We start from the raw sequence: 19,196 nt of genomic DNA, 5'->3' as shown, positions 1-19,196 counted from the left end.
GCTCACGCCACCTGCTCAGAGCAAATGTTGCTCAATCCACTGACCCACAGTGATGGTATCGATCTGCCGTTCGGCGTTGTAAGTGTGCGCCTTGGGCCAGGCAACGCCTTTGCCTTGCGCGAACACCGCCCGGTACTTGCGCAGCGAGTCGTCGGGTGCGGCAGCCAGATCGGCCTTGAGCGCTGGTACCGTCCATTCCACACGATCAACCGTGCGATTGAGCAACTGATCGACAGTGTCCGCCAGTTGCCGGTAGGTAAGGGTGTCGCCCGCCGTGAAGACCACTTCATTGGTCAGTGCGGGCTCAAAGAGAATGGATGCAGTCAGGCGACCGATATCTTCCGGCGTGGTGACCGTCACGGCAGTGTCCCAACTGCCCAAGGCACGTACGATGTTCTGGCTGAGGTCGACCACACCAAACGCAGGTTCAAACAGAAAGCTGGTGAACATGCCGGTGGAAATGATCAGCCATTGCACACGCGACTGGCCGCGCAGCAACTGACGCACGTCCAGTTGCTCGTCAAACAGGGTTTGAGGGCTGCCATAGCCGATCACGTCGTAATCCACACCGAATTGCCACGGCACATAACGTTTCGCGTCGGACTGCAACACGGCGCGGGTCAGCTTGAGTTGTGTCCCGGCACCGCCTGCAAAACCCAGGCAACTGACCACCGTGTCGAAGCCGCTGAACAACGCGGCGAGGCTTTCCTCGGAGTCGTTTGCAGCATCGGCAGACACCACCTCGATGCCCAGAGCACTCAGCTCGTCGAGAGTTTGGCGTTTAGGTTCAGACGTCGTGTCCAGAGCCGATGGCCGCAGCATGACAGTGACGCGCGCAGCCGGCTGCGCTGCCAGTTCGCGAAGCACCGCCATGCCCAACTCGCCCGCGCCCAGGACCAGAATAGTGTCGGTTGTTGCAGTATCGTGTGAGTGCATCAGTAATTCCCGGTGAGTGATCAGCGATGTTTTATCCTGTCACCCTTGGCGAATATTCAGAAGAAGGCACACGAGTGATACCGCATGAACGCAATAAGTGAAGATGAGGTCATCCGCCTGTCACAAGCTACCTGCGACGCGCTCAGCGCCGAAGATGACGGCCTCAAGCGCGAGGTCCTGACCCATGCGGGCAATCGCTGGTCATTGGGGATCGTCCATACGCTGGGAGTCGAGGGAAAACTGCGCCACGCCGAAATCGGCCGCCGCTTGCAAGGCATCACCCAACGCATGCTGACCCGCAGCTTGCGACAACTCGAACGAGACGGCCTGATCTCGCGTTGCGATTACGGCGAGGTTCCGCCGCGTGTTGATTATGAGCTGACTCCGCTGGGAAGGAGTTTTCTGGCGCATATGGTGCCGTTGTGGATGTGGTTGCTGGAGAATGCAGAGGAGTTTCGGGCGGCGCGGGGGCGGTTTGATGGGGGGAGTGTCTGAAGTGAGGTCGGTGGCGATGCCGATCAGTTAAGGCGTACATGTCCTGAAGTGGGAGGGGCCTTGGCCGCGACGACCAGCGTATAGGCAACACATTTTCAGCGTCTTCAACATGCTGTCGCGGCCAAGGCTCTTCCCACTTGTGCTGTCAGTTGGGGGCATCGATTGGTCAGACGATCAAAACGACCTTACCCTGAATACTGCCCTGTGAAGCTCGCTTATGCGCAGCCGATGCTTCTGCCAGCGGATATGTGCTGTCGATAACGACATGAATAGTACCGCTGTCGAGCAGGCGACTGGCCTGCGCCAGTTGCGTGCCGTTGGAGCGCACTTGTGTCGATGACACAGTGATTCCGAACCTGGCTGCATCACCATGCCCCGAGAATCCCAGAGGGTTGACCAGGAAGAGCGATCCGCCCGGCCTGATTACGCTCAAAAAGCGTTCCATATTCGGGCCGCCGACAGCGTCCAGCACCAGATCAACATCATGGGCGACCGTTTCGGCGGCTACCTTGGTGTAATCGATAAACTCATCAGCGCCCAGGTCGCGAAGAAGCTCTTCGTGTTTGCCGGAAGCGACCGCGATCACACGCGCACCTTTCCATTTGGCAACCTGAACCGCCAGATGCCCAACGCCACCTCCAGCGCCATTCACCAGAACCGTTCTGCCTTCGAGCGGGACAGGCATATGCCGAAACGACTGGAACGGGTTTGGCAAATCATGGCCGGGGTCGATCAGAAACTGCCAGGCAGTGAGTAGCGACATCGGTGCACCGGCTGCCTGGACATGATCTATACCCTTGGGCTTCAGGGCCAGTTCGGATTCAGCGACGGCCACATATTCGGCATACGCGCCACTGCCCTTCATCAGATCTTCCGGGAAACGGACCATTGCATAGACTTCGTCACCCACGCTAACCCCGAAAACCTCTTCACCAACCGCAGCCACGACACCTGATACATCAGTGCCCAGAATCAGCGGAAAGATTGGATCGGGCTGCCACTCAGGCGGTAGTGCCCGATAGCCGTCACGTAGGTATAGATCTGGTGGGTTGAGGCTTGCAGCATTTACGCGAACAAGCACTTCTCCGGCCTTCACTAGTGGTCGCGGAGCATCCCCGTATAGCAAGACCTCAGGGGCACCGAATTCGTGCAATTGCACGGCTTTCATCATGTCGTTCATCGCAACCTCGCTTAGAGATCAGTTTGGATGACCGATGTTATGAGGATTCTTTAAGGTTGATAATAGTGCCTTATTTCGTTTTAATATTGCCATGAAGGAACAAATTGGTTTTGAACGACTGACAGGCTTGATCGCATTCGCCCGTGTTGGCTCTCTGGGCAGCTACACCGCCGCAGCCCGCTCGCTGTCTGTCTCTCCCTCTGCGATAAGCAAAAGCATTCAGCGGCTGGAACGTCATTTCGGCTTCTCTCTTTTCACCCGTACGACCCGCTCGCTGAGCTTCACGGCTGAAGGCCGCGACTTGCATGAGCGCGTGCTACAGCTGCTACGCAATGCCGAAGAGATCGAACAGATGGCTAAGGCCGTTCGTTCCGAACCTGCGGGCACATTACGCATTGCGGCATCACTTCCGATTGGCCTCCACATCATTGCCCCGGCCATGACGGAGTTTCGCAAGCTTTACCCAAAGGTGATGATCGACCTGCGGCTGAGTGATCACATCGTAGGCCTGGTTGAAGAGAGCATTGATCTTGCGGTAAGGATCGGCGACCTTGCGGATTCGTCTCTTCTGTCGCGCCGACTCTTGCCATACAGGCTCTGCTGCTATGCCTCGCCAGATTATCTGGCCAGATACGGCACTCCGATGCATCCCGATGAACTGGTAGGGCACGAAACCGTCAACCTGCGCTATCAAAGTACGGGCCAACTGTTTCGCTGGCCGTTCAGGATCGGGGATAAGGAGATTGAGATATTGCCGTCATCTCCTGTCATCGTTGATGCAAGCGAAGCCGTCATGGCAACCATTGCTGCAGGCGCAGGTATCGGAATGGCCACAAGCTTCATGGCTGCTCCCAGGGTAAAGCGCCAAGAGTTAGTCCCGATCCTGTCTGACTTTGCCGTGGACCGACACAACATCACGGCCATATGGCCCGAGAGTCGCCGCACCAATCCGGCTGTACGCGCCTTTCTGGAAATGTTGATTGAGCGGCTTTGAATTGGGTTTAGCACGAACAGTAATGGGTGACGATTAGGTCATCCGTCTGTCACAAGCTACAAGCTACAAGCTATCTGCGACGCGCTCAGCGTCGAACGAGGGGCAGATCGTCTATACGCTGGGAGTAGAGGGCAAACTGCGCCACGCCGAAATCGGCCGTCGCTTGCAGGGCATCACCCAACGCATGCTGACTCGCAGCTTGCGGTAGCTTGAACGAGACGGCTTGATCTCGCGTTGTGATTACGGCGAAGTACCGCTGCGTGTTGATTGTGAGTTGATTCCGCTGGGGAGGAGTTTTCTGGCATCAAACAAGATCGGCCAGTCGGAGTAATGCCAATCAGTTAAGGCACAACGAAACTTGTGGGAGGCAGCTTGCTGGCGAAAAAGACCTGAAAACCGACAGAAATTCTGCGTTCAATGTGAAGTCGCCAGCAAGGTGATTTATGACCTTAACTGATCAGCATTAGCCCGCCGGAGTGCTTAGCTGCTCTGTATGGCGCGCTTTTGTTCAATCTGTGTCTAACACTTTCCTCTTGACCGCCCTAGCATCAGACGCTCCGTCTAGGTGCATGCGATGAAAGAGATCCCCGGCAACATCGATTTCTCAGGCTTGACGGCCCGTCGATTAGAGCCAAATGACCGTGAAATCATTTGTGTGCACCGCGAAACGATGTTCCTTGAAGCGGGAGGAGACCCATCGGAGTTGCGGGTAATGACTGAGCACTTTCGGCCTTAGTTGCACCAGCGCTTAATCGACGGCCGCTACTACGGTTTTGCGCTGATGGACACAGGGCAGCCTGTAGCGGCGATAGGACTGATGAGCATCGACTGGCCACCTCATCCGTCCCATCCGACCTTAGACCAGCGCGGCTATGTACTAAACGTTTTCGTCGAACCCGCTTACCGGGGCCGGGGCCTGGCCTCAAGCCTTATGAAGTTGGCTGAAGCCGAGTTCGCCCAACGCGGAATAAGTTTTGCCGTACTCCACGCGACCAAGGCCGGCAAATCGGTGTATGAAGGACTGGGCTGGGCGGCTACCTCTGAGATGGCGAAAACTGTTTCGGGTCGACTCGGTCAGTCGCGAAAGGCAGAAGTCGGCCGACTGTGTTGAAAAAGGCGATTTTTTCAAAATCCTAAATCATAAGGCGGTGAAAGCGCCTCTTTAGCGCGCATCTGCGTAAAATCTGAGTCCGAAGAACTCTGTGGAGATTCAAGATTTCAATCTCCGACGCGTACTTTTCTCACTCATAAATCGCAGCCGGCTTTTTCAACAGAATCGGCCATAAGCAATCTTCCAACTCTCAAAACAAACCCACCTCACCATAAACCTAACCAAGTATATTTCCCCTACCGCCAAGCTACCGTCCCCCCTCGCCACCAACCCTCAGGGAACGAATATGAAAGCAAGGATCGCAGCAGCACTGCTTGCCGTTGCAACCTCTTCCTCCGCAGAAGATTTGAAGGAGTTCAAATTCTCTACGCCGCTACCCGTTGTGCAAAACGACACCCCGGCTACCTGCGCTTTCAAGGATTTCAAGGCACCTGACGCCATGGAGGTATACGCGGCGGGAGCTTATTCGGGGCGTGAGTTGCCGTTTCAGATTGATCAAAGCGGCCATCAGGCCACTCAGTTCGATATTGCTGTCAACAGCCCTGAGCAACCGGTTGCGTTGATACTCGGCGCGTACGAGCCGACGGTGTGGAATATCGGCTGGAGCCAGGGCACGAAGATCGTGGCGGTGTATGTTTCGGGGTATCACCGTCAAGCCGTGGCTGGCCTGGGCCCCAAGGTGCCTGTGCTCAACAGCAGTTATGAAAACAAAGGCCCTTGCGGTTATCTCTATGTGGGCAAAGAGCAAAACACGGCGCTCAATCCATTGTCGCGCCAGTTGTTCGCCAACCGGTGAAGCTCGTTTATCACGCCGATAAGTCCGGCAATATTCTGATCGGCCAGCCACTCGGCGCTGACTCCCGGCTTGTCACCTCGACGGCAATAACCCCCGAGAGCTTTCAAGAAAAGGGCGCGCCGCTGGCCGGTCAGCCGGGCCTTGAGGAGGCGGTTACCAATGGCTTGCTCCGCCCAGCCACGAATGAGGACGCCCAGGCCTGGGTGAACGCCAAGATCGCCAGCACGCCCGAACGCGATGTGCCGCCAGTGGCGGGTGTCGGGAAGCCTCGTCCGAGCGCGCCAGACTTGTTCAACGCCTATGTTGTCCTTAAACCTTTTACCTACCCGGCTGGTCTGTACGGCGCACATGCCGCAACGCTTTTCATCCCCAAAGGCGTTCCGGTACCGAAAGGACAGCCCGGTCATTCAGCGGTATATGACTTCAATTCAATGCGTTGTATCACTGCCGTGTGCAGGTAGAGCTGAGCCGGTAGAGATGCGCTTTGAATACCTGCACATTCACTGCTGCGCCAGTCAGGGTATTTGATACGTATTTCAAGCAATTGCTAATTTTCCAGCCAACGGCCATAGATGATCGGGAATTGCTCGCGCACCCAATCGACAAAGACATGGACCTGCGGTGCCAGGTGGGACCGGCTCGGGTACAGGATTGATACGGGCCGGGGATGCGGGCGATAAGGTCGTAGCACCTCGACCAATGAGCCGTCGGCAAGAAAGCGGTCGAGGGTAATACCGGGTGCTTGAAGAATCCCAAAGCCAGCAACCCCGCACTCTACGTAGGCGTTGGATTCGTTGACGGTAATGCCGCGTCGGCTCACGTAGGTTTGCTCGCTACCGGCATGCAGAAATTGCCAGGGCAGCGGGCGCTGATTATGACCAGAGAGAAAGGTAACTCCCCGATGTGCATCCAGATCATCGAGGGTCTTGGGCTCGCCATGCTGCTCAAGGTATCTGGGTGCCGCGCAGGTAATCATCGTCGCCAGGCCAATCCGTCGCGCCACCAGACTTGAACTGGGCAATTCGCCAATGCGCAATACACAGTCCACTCCCTCTGCAACCAAATCCACGGTTCTGTCTGTGACACCGAGTGCCAGTTCGATTGCTGGATAAAGGTTGGTGAAATTCAACAGGCTCTCTATCAGCCCAGGCTGGGAAAAGGCTGTGGGGATATCGACCCTTAGTCGGCCACGCAAGGTTGAGCCTGGCAGTGCAAACATCGCTGTGGCCTCTGCAACATCGCCGAGAATGTCTTTAACCCGCTCGTAGAATCGCTCCCCTTCGGAAGTGAGCCGCACCGTGCGCGTGGTGCGCTGAAAAAGTCGGACACCTAACGAGGTTTCCAGCTCCTGGATCGCTCGGGTCACCTGTGGGCGGCCTATCTGCATTGCATCTGCCGCACGGGTAAAACTTCCAAGCTCAGCCAGTCGGGCGAACACCTGCATTGACTGAAGCAGCTCCATGGCACCTCCCTCACGCATTAGATTTGTTATCTAAAAAGAAACTATAAAATTAATATTGTTGCTTATAAAAATAACAATCTTGTGCCGGATTACGCATTTATTGCTCGTCTTTCTTACGGAAAAATACCGCCAACAGATTCACACCCTCCCGGAGATAGACAGATGAAAGCGTGGCTTTTGAAAGATTTCGGTCTCGACAATCTGGTACTTGGCGAAGCGACTACCCCTGAGCCTGAAGCAGGCGAACTGCTGGTAAAAATCGGTGCTGTTTCGCTTAACTTCCGCGACAAGGCCATCGTTGACGGTATCTACGAACCCCATCTGGTTCCAAAGCCACTGATACCGGTTAGCGATGCTTCGGGCACCGTCGTTGCGGTTGGCGCAGGCGTAAGCCGCTATAAGGTAGGTGATCGTGTCAACTCGCATCTGTATTCGCGGTGGATCGATGGCGAGCCCGGCCCGGACGAACCTGCCTACTGCTTCGGCATGCCGCTACCAGGCGGTCTGGCCGAATACATGATCATCCATGAAGACAGCGCCGTTCGTGCTCCTGACAATATGTCCGACGAAGAAGCTTCAACCCTGCCGATTGCGGCACTGACAGCGTGGTATTCGTTGGTGGATTACGGCCAGATCCAACCGGGCCAAACCGTTCTGGTGCAAGGCACCGGTGGTGTGTCGATCTTCGCCGTGCAGTTGGCAACAGCGCTAGGTGCCAAGGTGATCGTTACCAGCAGCAATGATGAAAATCTTGATGCAGTGAAAAAGCTCGGTGCCGTTGCAGGCGTGAACTATCGGACCTTCCCACGCTGGGAAGAAGAAGTACTGAAGCTTACGGATGGAAAGGGCGTAGACCTGTTGCTCGATGTTGCCGGCGGTGAAGGTTTGAATCAGTCCATCGCAGCAACCAAAGCTGCTGGCAAGATTGCGCAAATCGGGTTCTTGACCGGGCAGACCACCACGCTGAGCCTGATGCCATTGATCTTCCGCCAAACCACCATTCGTGGCATTGCGGTCGCCCCCCGTTCATCGTTTGATCGGATGAACGAATTCTTGAACAAACACGCGATCCGCCCGGTGATCGACAAAACCTATTCGTTTGAAGACGCTCATCAGGCCTTCCAGCACTTGGCACGTGGCGCTTTTGGCAAAGTGGTCATCAAGGTTTCTTAAACCGTGAGTCGGTGGCGGCGTGCCGTTGAATAAGCGCGTCGTCTCATAAAGTTTAAAAGTATGAAGGCAGTCTCACCGAATCTCATACGGAACAGCAGGAGGCATCAGCGAGTCTGGCATCTTCTGCCAGTTCTCATCTTCATGACCATATTTCCCGCCCCAGATCACATCCTTCTGACGCTGTAGCTTCCATTGCCTCTGCTCATTTTTGATCAGTTCATACGGCAGGCCGCGACACTGGCGCAGGCGCACGTCGACCTGCAGGCCGAACTGGTAATAGTGGCCCTTCTGCGGCACAAAGGTCATGTTGCTGCTGCACTGATTATTGGGGCCGTGATAGGCGAGGCCGATGCTTGTTTTCCGGCCTGCAATCACCGGTGTTTCGTAATAATCGCTCCAGGTCGATTTGTTCTGTTCGCTGTCCACAGGCATTCCGAGATCCTGGGTTCGTGTGAGTATGAATTCACTGCTGCGCACCAGGCCGCCAGTGCGTTGGCCATTCAACTCCTGCTCGATAGAGGCCCGTTCGGTGCCGCCCACAATACGCACCCACGCCGTATCCGGGCCAGCGGCGGGCGGGGTGAAAAACCTGTTGTGGGGAAACTGGCTACAGCCGCTGGATAACATCAGCAACAGGGCGACAGCGGTTTTGCGGTACATGCACTCTTCTCCGTGAGGCGACGATCAGGCAGTCAACGTCAGCAGTTCAGCCGCCAGCTCGCGTGCGTCCTGTTGATAGGTTTCACGCCAGGTTGCTGACCAGTCGGCAGGCCGCCCTTGTTCTTCCCACTCGGCCAGCGCCAGGCCGTTCAGGATCTCCAGCTCAAACCACAGGCTTTGCCAGGCTTCGGCATCCGTCACTAATGTGCTGTCCTGCCAAAGAAACTCGGTGCGTGCGACAAAACTGGCCCAGGCAAACAGAGTCTCGGATGCCTGTTTTGCCTGCTCGATCAACTGCGCCTTATTTGCCATATTTCACCGCCATCACTTTTCCAGAACGGCCATTGACCGTCGCGTGCCCCAGGTGTCGGGTTTGGCACCTTTGGTCTGCGTTGAGACTTTAAGTTCCGCTGCACAAACCTTTGAGTGTGGTCATGAATTGCCGACAAACTTCGCCAGTGCACAAGCAGTGAGACGCTATTCCAGACGACCAGTATTTGTCGGGTGTAGCGACCTTTCGCGAATAAATTCGCTCCCACACGAGAAGGTTCATCCGCTTCCTCTCAGCAATCACCAGCCCCTGTTTGCTGCACGACAGCGCGGAATGTGACCTTTTGTGAAAATTTAACTGCGACGCAATGCCGCATTCCGGTATGGTTTGGAAAAATTGAGACAAATTGTTTCAGTTGTTTCGTGAGAAAACCGTACCAAGAAGGGGTTTACGTTGGATCTGTCGTCTGCTGCCTGGGTGTTGCATGACACCCGTCTGATCATCTGCTGCCTGATTGCGATTGCCACGATCATCGTGCTGATCAGCGCTACCAAACTTCCTCCGTTTCTGTCGATTCTGGTGGGGACTTTCATCGCAGGGATAGGCGCAGGGTTGCCGCCTGAAGCCGTTGCAAAAGCTTTCAGCAAGGGCGCGGGCGGTATTCTGGGGGAGGCGGGGATTATCATTGCCCTGGGCGCGATGCTCGGTGCGTTGATGGCCGAGTCGGGCGCGGCGGACCGGATTGCTTCCACCTTGCTCGGGCTGGGCAAGGGCAAGACCCTGCCTTGGGTCATGGCGCTGGTGGCAATGGTCATCGGCCTGCCACTGTTTTTTGAGGTCGGGCTGGTGATGATGGTGCCGATCATCTTTGTCATGGCGCGTCAGTCCAATCAGCCGTTGCTGAAAATTGCCATTCCGGCACTGGCGGGCATGACCACGCTGCATGCCTTGATGCCTCCACATCCCGGGCCGCTGATCGCGGTCAGTGCCTTGCACGCCGATCTGGGGCTGACCATGTTGCTGGGGCTCTGCATTGCTGTTCCGGCGGTGATTCTTGCGGGGCCTCTTTACGGCAACTGGCTGTCGAAGCGCATGCACATCGAAGAGCCTGCCGAACTGGGCGAGTTGTTCAGTGCCAAGCCCGATGTCAGCCGTCAGCCGAGTTTTGGCATTTCGTTGCTGATCATTCTCTTGCCGGTGATTCTCATGCTCGGCAGCACTTTGGCCAAGGTGCTCATGGCACCTGAAAGCAGCCTTGCGCTGGCGTTGAAGTTTCTTGGCGAGCCGCTGGTTGCCTTGGGTATCGCGGTGTTGGCTGCAACGGTGTGCCTGGGCTGGGCCAACGGTCTTTCACGTGAGCATGTGGGCGGGACCTTGCGCAAAAGCCTGGCACCGATAGCCGTGCTGTTGCTGACCATCGGTGCCGGTGGCGGCTTGAAACAGACTTTGCTGGATGCCGGTGTCAGCCAGACCATCAGCAAAGTGGCGGAGGGCGCGCACATGCCGTATCTGCTGCTGGCCTGGCTGATTGCCGTGGCGTTGCGGCAGGCAACCGGTTCGGCCACCGTGGCGACGACTACGACGGCAGGCATCCTGGCGCCGATGATGGCCAGCCTTGCACCGGTCGAAGCATCGCTGGTGGCTTTGGTGATCGGTGCAGGCTCGGTGTTTTTCTGCCACGTCAACGATGCCGGTTTCTGGATGGTCCGCGAATATTTCGGGCTTCAACTGAAGCAGACGATTTGGGTCTGGTCAGTGTTGCAGACCATCGTTTCGGTTGTCGGGCTGATCGGCACGCTGCTGTTATGGCATTGGTTAACGTGACGCCGCAGCCTCGGGGATGCGCCGCAATACATCGTCATAAGGCGCAAGGTCGAGAAAGGCAGTGACCTCGACGGCCTTGCCGTTGCGCATGTGAAAGATCCAGGCATAGCTGTTGTTATAGGCCTGCCCGTCACGCGCCACACCGGCACCGTCCCACTGGATGATGACGTGATCGCCATCCGCCCATATCTGCCTGCTGACGGGCCTAACCGGCCTGGACAGCCGCGATACGAATGGGCGGATGGCCTGCTCGATGAACGGGTCGATACCTCGGTACACCCCGGCACTCGGTCCCGAGCCCTTGATCGTCCAGATGATGTCCGGCGTCAGCATTTCACTGAAGAAGCTGTTCCCGCCTGCGGCCCAGCGATCAAATGCTTCGCTGACGATTTGCTTGTTACGTGCTGCTACATCGCGCTCTGAAGCGGCATCGGCCATGCCCGACATGATCAGCACGACGAACGCCAGGGTGTTTCTGAAGCTTGCTATGCCCATGTTAAAGACTCCTTTTTCTGGAACGCCGCTTTCCCTGTGGGAGGCGGCTTGCCGGCGACTGTTTACAGGCAGATGATTTTTACCGCCCTTGCCACGGGCCAAAATCCGGCCTGCGAGCCCCGCCAAAGATCAGTTGCTGAACCATCGGCCGGGAGACGAAACGGGCCGGAAAGATCGGTTCGGGCGCACTGGCCTGATCCAGGCGCGCCACATGCTCGTCATCCAGTTGAAGGCTGAGCGCGGCCAGGTTGTCCAGCGCCTGAGCCAGGGTTCTGGCCCCCATGACCGGCGCAACTACGGCAGGATTGCGCAACGTCCAGGCCAGCGCCACCCGGGAAGGCGTCGTACCGATTTCTCTGGCGATATCGCCCACGACGGCAGCGATTTGCAAGGCGCGCTCATTCATATGCCCGGATGAGCTGATTACGCCTTTGCGAGTCGGCGAAACATTCGCTTCGCTGGCCTGACTCAGATCATCGCGGCTGTATTTGCCTGTCAGGATGCCGCCACCCAGCGGCGACCATGGCAGCACGCCAAGGCCCATCGCCTGCGCCATCGGGATCAACTCATGCTCGACGCTGCGTTCGACGAGGCTGTACTCGATCTGCAAGGCCACAAGGGGTGACCAGCCACGCAGGTCGGCCAGCGTTTGCAGTTCCGCGACTTTCCACGCCGGGGTATTGCAGATCCCGAGGTAGAGCACCTTGCCACTGCGCACCAGATCGTCCAGTGCCCGCATCACTTCGTCGGCAGAGGTGGTGAAATCCCAGGCGTGTAGGTAAAGCAGTTCGATACGATCCGTGTCGAGCTGCTTGAGGCTGGTTTCCACCGAGCGCACCAGATTCATGCGATGGTTGCCGCCCGAATTGGGGTCGCCAGGGTCGCGGGCCATGGTGTACTTGGTCGCAACTACGAGGCGATCACGCTTGCCCTTGAGAAACTGCCCCAAGATGCGTTCCGAAGCGCCGTTGGTGTAATTGACAGCGGTATCGATGAAGTTGCCGCCGTTATCGACGTACGTATCGAAAATCTGCCGCGCCTGGGCTTCATCCGCGCCCCAGCCCCAGTCAGAGCCAAAGGTCATGGTGCCGAGGGCGAGCGGTGAGACCCGCATGCCTGATCGTCCGAGCAGGCGGTAATGGTCGAGTGCTGAAATAGTGGACATACTGAACTCCTCACAGAAAGTGGAACCTGAAACCTGTAGGGAATGAGTCTGCATTCAGTGGCGCGCCTGCCTGTAGCCGGATTGTCCTGAGTCCTTGCATGATTATCCGTGTACGCAATAATCCTGACTTTCAAAGGAGCAAGCATGGGCTCTCTGGAAAAGCTGGTCGATCTCATCAGTCGTCACTCCCCGACTGACGGCATACATTCAACGCCGATTGCCGGCGTCAGCCTGGTCCGCTCGGGCGCGCCGACCATTCCGATGCCTGTGGTCTATGAGCCGACGCTCTGCCTGATCGCCCAGGGCCGCAAGCAAGTGGTGGTTGGAACCACTTCGTATGTCTACGATGCGGCCAAATACCTCGTTGCCTCCGTGGACATTCCCGTGACGGGCTCGGTGATCGAGGCAAGCGAGACGGCGCCTTATCTGTGCCTTGTTCTCGACCTGGACATGACTGTGCTGAGCGACCTCGTCCTGCGATACCCGGCTCCCGACGGAACGAGCGGCCTGCCTGCCGCAGGCATCGAACTCAACGACACAACCCCCGAACTACTGGACGCCGCCGCAAGGCTGGCCGCTTTGCTGGATACCCCGGACGATATCGAAGCACTGGCTCCGCTGACGATTCGCGAGATCCTTTACCGGCTGCTGACCAGCAGCGGTAATGGTGTGGTTCGACAACTGGCCAAAGCCGACAGCCGTCTGAGCCAGATTGCCAAGGCAATTGCCTGGCTGCGCAGCCATTACAGCGAAACCTGCCGCATTGATGACATCGCCGATATCGCAGGCATGAGCCGTTCTACCTTCCACGCGCACTTCAAGGCCGTCACCTCCATGAGCCCGCTGGAGTTTCGCAGCCAGTTGCGGCTCCAGGAGGCCCGTCGCTTGATGGTGGCCGAAGCGCTGGATGCGGCAGGTGCCGGTTACCGGGTGGGCTATGAAAGCCCTTCGCAGTTCAGTAGGGACTATGCCCGCATGTTCGGTTTGTCACCGGCCAGGGATGCCAGTCGGTTGCGCAGTGCAGTCCAGAGGGAATCTGCTGCCTTGCATCTTATTCCTGTGGGTGACGTTTCCTGGCGTTGAGTGGCGCGAGTCTGATGGTCTGACGTGTCTTGCATGGCCATATTGCCTGCGCTCTCCCAAAGCAACCCGACCACAGCCCGCCAAAGCGCAAGACTTCCCGCTGAAAAACCGGATAATGGCCGCCAATCGTTTGCTCGCTATTCTGGTAATCCCGCATGGAAATCAAGGTCAACTTTCTCGACAACCTCCGACTTGAAGCCAAGTTCGACGACTTCACGGTGGTTGCCGATCAACCTATCCGCTACAAGGGCGATGGTTCGGCACCGGGTCCGTTCGACTATTTCCTGGCCTCATCGGCCTTGTGCGCGGCTTACTTTGTGAAGTTGTACTGCGAAACCCGCAACATCCCCACCGACAATATTCGCCTGTCGCAGAACAACATTGTCGATCCGGAAAACCGCTACAACCAGATCTTCAAGATCCAGGTCGAGCTGCCTGCCGATATATCCGCCAAGGACCGTCAGGGCATCCTTCGCTCCATCGACCGCTGCACGGTCAAAAAAGTGGTGCAGGCCGGGCCGGAGTTCGTGATCGAAGAAGTCGAGAACCTGGACGCCGATGCTCAGGCTTTGCTGATGCCGAGCCTGGCTTCGGGAGCGGGCACCTGCATTGCGGGCAAGGACCTGCCGCTGGAACAGACCATCGCCAATATGTCGGGCATCCTGGCGGGCCTTGGCATGAAGATCGAAATCGCCTCGTGGCGCAATATCGTGCCCAATGTCTGGTCGCTGCATATCCGCGACGCGCAATCGCCGATGTGTTTTACCAATGGCAAGGGTGCGACCAAGGAAGGTGCGCTGGCGTCGGCGCTGGGTGAGTTCATCGAACGACTCAACTGCAACTTCTTCTACAACGATCAGTTCTGGGGCGAAGACATCGCCAATGCCGAGTTCGTGCATTACCCGGACGAGCGCTGGTTCAAGCCAGGCCGTAAAGATGCGCTGCCGGAGGAAATCCTCGACGAGTACTGCCTGGAAATCTACAACCCTGACGGCGAACTGCGCGGCTCTCATCTCTACGACACCAACTCCGGCAACGTCGAGCGCGGCATCTGTTCGCTGCCGTATGTGCGCCAGTCGGATGGCGAAGTTGTGTACTTCCCCTCCAACCTGATCGAAAACCTGTTCCTCAGCAATGGCATGAGTGCCGGTAACACGCTGGTCGAAGCGCAGGTTCAATGCCTGTCGGAAATCTTCGAGCGGGCAGTAAAACGCGAAATTCTGGAGGGTGAAATCGCCCTGCCGGATGTGCCGCAGGACGTGTTGGCGAAATACCCTGGCATTCTGGCCGGTATTCAGGGCCTGGAAGAGCAGGGCTTCCCCGTTCTGGTGAAGGACGCCTCGCTGGGCGGCGAATTCCCGGTAATGTGCGTCACTCTGATGAACCCGCGTACCGGTGGCGTGTTTGCCTCGTTTGGCGCGCACCCAAGCTTTGAAGTGGCACTGGAGCGCAGCCTGACGGAATTGTTGCAAGGCCGCAGCTTCGAAGGCTTGAACGATCTGCCGCAGCCGACCTTTGAAAGCCATGCGGTGACCGAGCCCAATAACTTCGTCGAACACTTTATCGACTCCAGCGGTGTGGTGTCGTGGCGCTTCTTCAGTGCGAAATCCGACTTCGAATTTGTCGAATGGGATTTCTCCGGCCAAGGCGAAAACTCCAATGCCGAAGAAGCCGCGACGCTGTTCGGCATTCTCGAAGACATGGGCAAAGAAGTGTACATGGCGGTGTACGAGCACTTGGGTGCATCGGCCTGCCGGATTCTGGTGCCGGGTTACTCCGAGATCTATCCGCTGGAAGACCTGATCTGGGATAACACCAACAAGGCGCTGCTGTTCCGCGCCGACATCCTGAACCTGCACAGCCTGAACGCCGCCAGCCTGAAAAAGCTGGTCAAGCGCCTGGAAGACAGCGAACTGGACGATTACACCGACATCACTACCTTGATCGGCATCGAGTTCGATGACAACACGGCCTGGGGCCAGTTGACGATCCTTGAGCTGAAACTGCTGATCTACCTCGCCTTGCAGAGGTTTGAAGAGGCGAAAGAACTGGTAGAAGCCTTCCTGCAATTCAACGACAACACCGTCGAGCGCGGCTTGTTCTATCAAGCCCTGAACGTGGTACTGGAAGTGGAACTGGACGAAGAGCTGGCGCTGGAGGACTACGAGGTCAACTTCCGTCGCATGTTCGGTAATGAGCGAATGGACGCGGTGCTGGGCTCCATGGACGGCAGCGTCCGCTTCTACGGCCTGACGCCGACCAGCATGAAGCTGGAAGGCCTCGACAGACACCAGCGTTTGATCGACAGCTACAAGAAACTGCATGCGGCGCGGGCGAAGGTGAATCGCTGAGTGCATCGTTAACGTCACAATCCCGCGGGAGAGTCCTTGGCCTGATGCCCGTCAGTCAAGAGGCTGATTTCACAAATCTTGTGTCTGGCAAAACCTGACCAGAACAGCTTGCTGGCGATAGCAGCAGTGAAGTGCGCATATAGGCGGCGTCTTCACATCAGTCTTCGCCAGCAAGCTGCCTCCTACAAAGTGATATGTGCGCCTTATTAGCTCAGTCGCATGGTTTCTTCCCTTTCCCTTGAGTGAAATTTCCTAGAAAATCCTGACCGCTTGTATGTGTCGATTCGGGGATTTAAGGTGCGGCGTCGCTGCAAAATCAGCGGCCGGGTTTAGCGATCCGAATCAAAGGCACAGCAGTGCTACACAACCTGCTTCAAGCGAGCTTTATGCTTGAGGCATGCGTTATGGCGGCTGTGCGTCGGAGACCTTAGGGTCTGCCGGTGTGCCTTTGGGGCCGGTTCGCTAACCGTCGTACAGTCGCCACCCAAATGCGTTTAGCGACGTATCGGGTGGTTAATTCCCCAAAGGAGTTTTACCCCCATGGACCTTCCATACCCCTCACCATCCTGCACCGACCACTTCGAGCCCACCATCTTCATCCGCCATCACCGCATGCTGCGCGCCGTGATGCTCGATGCCCAGGTCTGGTTTCCCTTGCAGGATCTGGCCCGGCTGATGGGCAAGCAACTGGACGAACGCGCCACCCTCAAACTCGATATCGACCAACGCCGCACGGTCTGGCTGCTGACCCACGGCAATTGGGCAAAATGTCTGATGATCAGCGAATCGGGCGTCTTTGCGATGCTGGTGCATCACTACGTCCCGGAGAACCGCGCACTGCGCCGCTGGCTGGCGCAGGAAGTCTTGCCAGCTCTGGATGCTGCAGATACAACCGATCAACCTCTGCTTTACCAGATGCGCTGGCAGGGCAATGCCCTGAGTTCGCTGCAATGGCATGGGGAGCTGTGGGTGAAGTTGCGGGATTTGCCGGAGCTGGTTCAGGTGCAGTCCGAGGCTGTGACCGGGTCCTGGTGGCGGCGGTTGCTGTGTCGGCGTTGGTCGTTTTTTGCTTGATGTGATGAGTTGATCGTTCCGGCTGGAGAGGTGGGGGCGATCAATCGGCATTGGCTGATCGTGATGTCCTGAGCTGGTTAGCGGTTTGCTCCCGCAACAATCGCCGCGATGAGGCGTACGAGGTTTGATAAAACCGTATAGGCCAGCAGGATTCCTGTTATCCACGACAGAGTGCTGCGAAACCGCCTGTAAAAATGAGCATTGGGCCGTTCATCACGGTGACCGGCTACGACCGATATGCAGATCAACGCAAGGCAAATATAAATGATGGCATACGGTATGATTTCGGTCCCGCTGACATGGAATGAGCCTCGCTTGCTCACGATCACCAGGTCATTGGTTGCGATCCCGTGAATAACAACTGCGGTAGCGACCAAACCAATGGCTGAGGTATACACCAGAGTAAATACCGTCTGCCGGTCATTGGGTTGAGGCAAGGGCAGTTTTGCGAGAGTCACCACTGCCAGGGCGCGTGCTGGCATTGATCGCCACTGCCATTTACGTCGGGGCGAGGGCACTGGGCGGGGCGGTTGCCATGTTTGCGATTGACGCACCAGCATCCATATATAGCCGCAAGCCAGGATCGGTCCACCCAACAGAAACGTGTTGTAGGTCATAGGTGCTGAGGACGCTAATACGCCAATCATCAACAGTGCGCCGTGAGCGATGGCCGGTATCGTGAGTGCTCTGAGCCAGACTTTGCGATTGCCGGAATTTATCCGATAAGACCGAATGCCAAACGCGGATGCCCAGATAATCCCCTGCATCATTAGCAACGCTGCCGCTGTCAGCGTCATGCCGTTACCAAGGCCAAGTCGCTGCCAGAACAATCCCCACGTCACGATGCTGGCGGGAAAAAGTGCTGCCAGCACCATCAGCCACAAGCAGACAGGATGATAAAACAAGCGTTGGTACGACATCCCGGTCATCCATGTTGGGGAAACGGCACTTGACTGGTTAGCCTAGCAGCCTTGGTGCCAAACAGGATTCAGGATTTGCGGGATTCATTCTTGTGATGGAAATAGGGTTTTTTTGCCTGTTCAGAGCAAGCGCGCTCCACCGTCCTCTGTTTGCTGCGCGACAGCGCGGCGCCAAGGCGGCGGGTGATCTCCTACTGTCCAAAGCTCTGCTCGGCCCCTCTATGAAACGCGGCATCCAGCGCCCCGGCGATCTGTGCCAGCAGTTCGGTGGTTTGCGGGATCAGGCGGCCCATGGTGATAAACCCGTGGATCTGCCCCGCAAAGTGGCTGTCGGTCACTGTGACACCCGCTTCATGCAGGCGTTTGCCGTAGGCGCGGCCTTCGTCTTCGAGAGGGTCGCAGCCACAGGTCACTATAAAGGCGGGAGCCAGGCCGCTGAGGTCTTCGGCCAATAACGGGGACGCTCGCCAGTCCAGGCGGTCGGCATCGTTGCGCAGGTATTGAGCCTTGGTCCAGTTCAGTGTGGCGGCTGTCAGCGGCGGTTCCATGGCCAATTGTTGTTGGGAGCGATGAACGCCATGGAAGTCGGTTACCGGGTAGATCAGTGCCTGCAATACCAACGGCGGGTAGCCTGCATCCCGCGCCATCAAGGCGAGGACAGCGGCGATGTTGCCACCGGCGCTGTCGCCGCCGACGGCAAGACGTTCGGCATCGACGCCCAGTTGCGCGGCCTGTGCCCGGACGTAATCCAGAGCTGCGAAGGCATCTTCTATTGCCGCAGGGAATTTGTGCTCTGGCGCCAGGCGGTAATCCACTGCGATCACGATGCAGCGAGCCAGCAGGGCCAGTTGCCGACAAACGCCGTCATGGGTATCCAGATCACCGACGACCCAGCCACCCGAGTGAAAGAACATCAGGGCAGGCAGATTTTCGCCCTCGCTGGTTTCGACCCCGCGATAGAGACGCAAAGGTATCTCGCCGCCCGGGCCTGGTGTGCTCAGGTTTTCAACGGCAACGATTTCCACAGGCGCTGCCGCAAGGGCCTGGCGGCTGCTGCGAAAGGCTGCCCGGGCTTGTTCGGGAGTCGGTTCGCCCGTGGCAGCAGAGGCCTGACGCATCAGGGCAACCACGCGCGCGGCGCCGGGGTCCAACGTCCTGACGTTCAGGGTGGGCGCGAGGTGAGGTGCAGTCATGGCAGTGTCCTTG

19 protein-coding genes and 1 pseudogene are annotated in these 19,196 nt (G+C 57.3%); 11 read left to right on the top strand and 9 right to left on the bottom strand.

Annotated features, from left to right (window positions below; genetic code table 11):
- Window positions 1-15 precede the first annotated feature (15 nt).
- Window positions 16-936, bottom strand: coding sequence for an aromatic alcohol reductase (locus ACODS3_RS18495; RefSeq protein WP_489035654.1), 921 nt, complete (start codon window positions 934-936; stop codon window positions 16-18).
- 84 nt (window positions 937-1,020) lie between these two features.
- On the opposite strand from ACODS3_RS18495, the gene ACODS3_RS18490 reads away from it, so the two are divergent.
- Window positions 1,021-1,431, top strand: coding sequence for a winged helix-turn-helix transcriptional regulator (locus ACODS3_RS18490; RefSeq protein ID WP_489035652.1), 411 nt, complete (start codon window positions 1,021-1,023; stop codon window positions 1,429-1,431).
- A 166-nt stretch (window positions 1,432-1,597) separates the two neighbouring features.
- Here the strand turns inward: ACODS3_RS18490 and ACODS3_RS18485 are convergent, their stop codons facing one another.
- Window positions 1,598-2,611 (bottom strand): NADP-dependent oxidoreductase, encoded by a 1,014-nt coding sequence (locus tag ACODS3_RS18485; protein WP_304575190.1) that lies wholly within the window; start codon window positions 2,609-2,611, stop codon window positions 1,598-1,600.
- Window positions 2,612-2,702: 91 nt separating this feature from the next.
- Here ACODS3_RS18485 and ACODS3_RS18480 point away from each other — a divergent pair, with 91 nt between their 5' ends.
- The 5 genes and pseudogenes from ACODS3_RS18480 to ACODS3_RS18460 all read left to right on the top strand — a co-directional run bounded on the left by ACODS3_RS18480 (window position 2,703) and on the right by ACODS3_RS18460 (window position 5,973).
- Entirely contained in the window at window positions 2,703-3,605 is a 903-nt protein-coding gene (locus tag ACODS3_RS18480; protein WP_201004575.1) for a LysR family transcriptional regulator, read from the top strand.
- Window positions 3,606-3,645: 40 nt separating this feature from the next.
- Window positions 3,646-3,813, top strand: a complete 168-nt coding sequence (locus tag ACODS3_RS18475; RefSeq protein WP_489035718.1) for a winged helix-turn-helix transcriptional regulator — start codon at window positions 3,646-3,648, stop codon at window positions 3,811-3,813.
- Window positions 3,814-4,179: 366 nt separating this feature from the next.
- Window positions 4,180-4,716: pseudogene (locus ACODS3_RS18470) on the top strand (GNAT family N-acetyltransferase).
- A 286-nt stretch (window positions 4,717-5,002) separates the two neighbouring features.
- Entirely contained in the window at window positions 5,003-5,512 is a 510-nt protein-coding gene (locus tag ACODS3_RS18465) for a hypothetical protein (protein WP_489035649.1), read from the top strand.
- A complete protein-coding gene (locus tag ACODS3_RS18460) occupies window positions 5,509-5,973 on the top strand; it encodes a hypothetical protein (RefSeq protein ID WP_489035647.1) in 465 nt (154 codons plus the stop codon). The genes ACODS3_RS18465 and ACODS3_RS18460 overlap by 4 nt, the downstream gene beginning before the upstream one ends.
- 86 nt (window positions 5,974-6,059) lie before the next feature.
- Here ACODS3_RS18460 and ACODS3_RS18455 read toward each other — a convergent pair whose 3' ends face one another.
- Window positions 6,060-6,974, bottom strand: a complete 915-nt coding sequence (locus ACODS3_RS18455) for a LysR family transcriptional regulator (RefSeq protein ID WP_489035645.1) — start codon at window positions 6,972-6,974, stop codon at window positions 6,060-6,062.
- A gap of 162 nt (window positions 6,975-7,136) precedes the next feature.
- Here ACODS3_RS18455 and ACODS3_RS18450 point away from each other — a divergent pair, with 162 nt between their 5' ends.
- Entirely contained in the window at window positions 7,137-8,147 is a 1,011-nt protein-coding gene (locus tag ACODS3_RS18450) for a zinc-dependent alcohol dehydrogenase family protein (protein ID WP_095068513.1), read from the top strand.
- 72 nt (window positions 8,148-8,219) lie between these two features.
- Here ACODS3_RS18450 and ACODS3_RS18445 read toward each other — a convergent pair whose 3' ends face one another.
- Together ACODS3_RS18445 and ACODS3_RS18440 are read right to left on the bottom strand one after the other, a co-directional pair.
- On the bottom strand, window positions 8,220-8,807 hold the full coding sequence (locus ACODS3_RS18445; protein ID WP_489035643.1) for a hypothetical protein: 588 nt from the start codon (window positions 8,805-8,807) through the stop codon (window positions 8,220-8,222).
- Between the two features lie 24 nt (window positions 8,808-8,831).
- The gene (locus ACODS3_RS18440) at window positions 8,832-9,119 is read right to left on the bottom strand and encodes a hypothetical protein (RefSeq protein ID WP_304575196.1); all 288 of its coding nucleotides are present in this window, start codon (window positions 9,117-9,119) and stop codon (window positions 8,832-8,834) included.
- Between the two features lie 412 nt (window positions 9,120-9,531).
- Here ACODS3_RS18440 and ACODS3_RS18435 point away from each other — a divergent pair, with 412 nt between their 5' ends.
- Window positions 9,532-10,902, top strand: a complete 1,371-nt coding sequence (locus ACODS3_RS18435; protein WP_201019842.1) for a GntT/GntP/DsdX family permease — start codon at window positions 9,532-9,534, stop codon at window positions 10,900-10,902.
- Here ACODS3_RS18435 and ACODS3_RS18430 read toward each other — a convergent pair.
- Both ACODS3_RS18430 and ACODS3_RS18425 read right to left on the bottom strand, forming a co-directional pair.
- Entirely contained in the window at window positions 10,894-11,397 is a 504-nt protein-coding gene (locus ACODS3_RS18430; protein WP_489035640.1) for a nuclear transport factor 2 family protein, read from the bottom strand. The genes ACODS3_RS18435 and ACODS3_RS18430 overlap by 9 nt on opposite strands.
- A gap of 79 nt (window positions 11,398-11,476) precedes the next feature.
- Entirely contained in the window at window positions 11,477-12,562 is a 1,086-nt protein-coding gene (locus ACODS3_RS18425; RefSeq protein ID WP_201019840.1) for an aldo/keto reductase, read from the bottom strand.
- A gap of 144 nt (window positions 12,563-12,706) precedes the next feature.
- On the opposite strand from ACODS3_RS18425, the gene ACODS3_RS18420 reads away from it, so the two are divergent.
- The 3 genes from ACODS3_RS18420 (at window position 12,707) to ACODS3_RS18410 (ending at window position 17,070) form a co-directional block, all read left to right on the top strand.
- Window positions 12,707-13,645 carry an AraC family transcriptional regulator gene (locus ACODS3_RS18420; protein WP_489035638.1) on the top strand — a complete coding sequence of 313 codons (939 nt, stop codon included), beginning with the start codon at window positions 12,707-12,709 and terminating at the stop codon, window positions 13,643-13,645.
- A gap of 155 nt (window positions 13,646-13,800) precedes the next feature.
- On the top strand, window positions 13,801-15,996 hold the full coding sequence (locus ACODS3_RS18415; protein ID WP_489035636.1) for an OsmC domain/YcaO domain-containing protein: 2,196 nt from the start codon (window positions 13,801-13,803) through the stop codon (window positions 15,994-15,996).
- A 540-nt stretch (window positions 15,997-16,536) separates the two neighbouring features.
- Window positions 16,537-17,070, top strand: coding sequence for a BRO-N domain-containing protein (locus ACODS3_RS18410; protein WP_489035634.1), 534 nt, complete (start codon window positions 16,537-16,539; stop codon window positions 17,068-17,070).
- 77 nt (window positions 17,071-17,147) lie between these two features.
- Here ACODS3_RS18410 and ACODS3_RS18405 read toward each other — a convergent pair whose 3' ends face one another.
- Together ACODS3_RS18405 and ACODS3_RS18400 are read right to left on the bottom strand one after the other, a co-directional pair.
- A complete protein-coding gene (locus ACODS3_RS18405) occupies window positions 17,148-17,990 on the bottom strand; it encodes a hypothetical protein (protein ID WP_489035632.1) in 843 nt (280 codons plus the stop codon).
- 191 nt (window positions 17,991-18,181) lie between these two features.
- The gene (locus tag ACODS3_RS18400) at window positions 18,182-19,183 is read right to left on the bottom strand and encodes an alpha/beta hydrolase (protein WP_489035630.1); all 1,002 of its coding nucleotides are present in this window, start codon (window positions 19,181-19,183) and stop codon (window positions 18,182-18,184) included.
- Between the last annotated feature and the right edge of the window lie 13 nt (window positions 19,184-19,196).

Source organism: Pseudomonas sp. FG43 (genome assembly GCF_057809175.1).
Note: the sequence above shows the minus strand (reverse complement) of the source record. Positions and strands in the feature narration are given on the sequence as shown.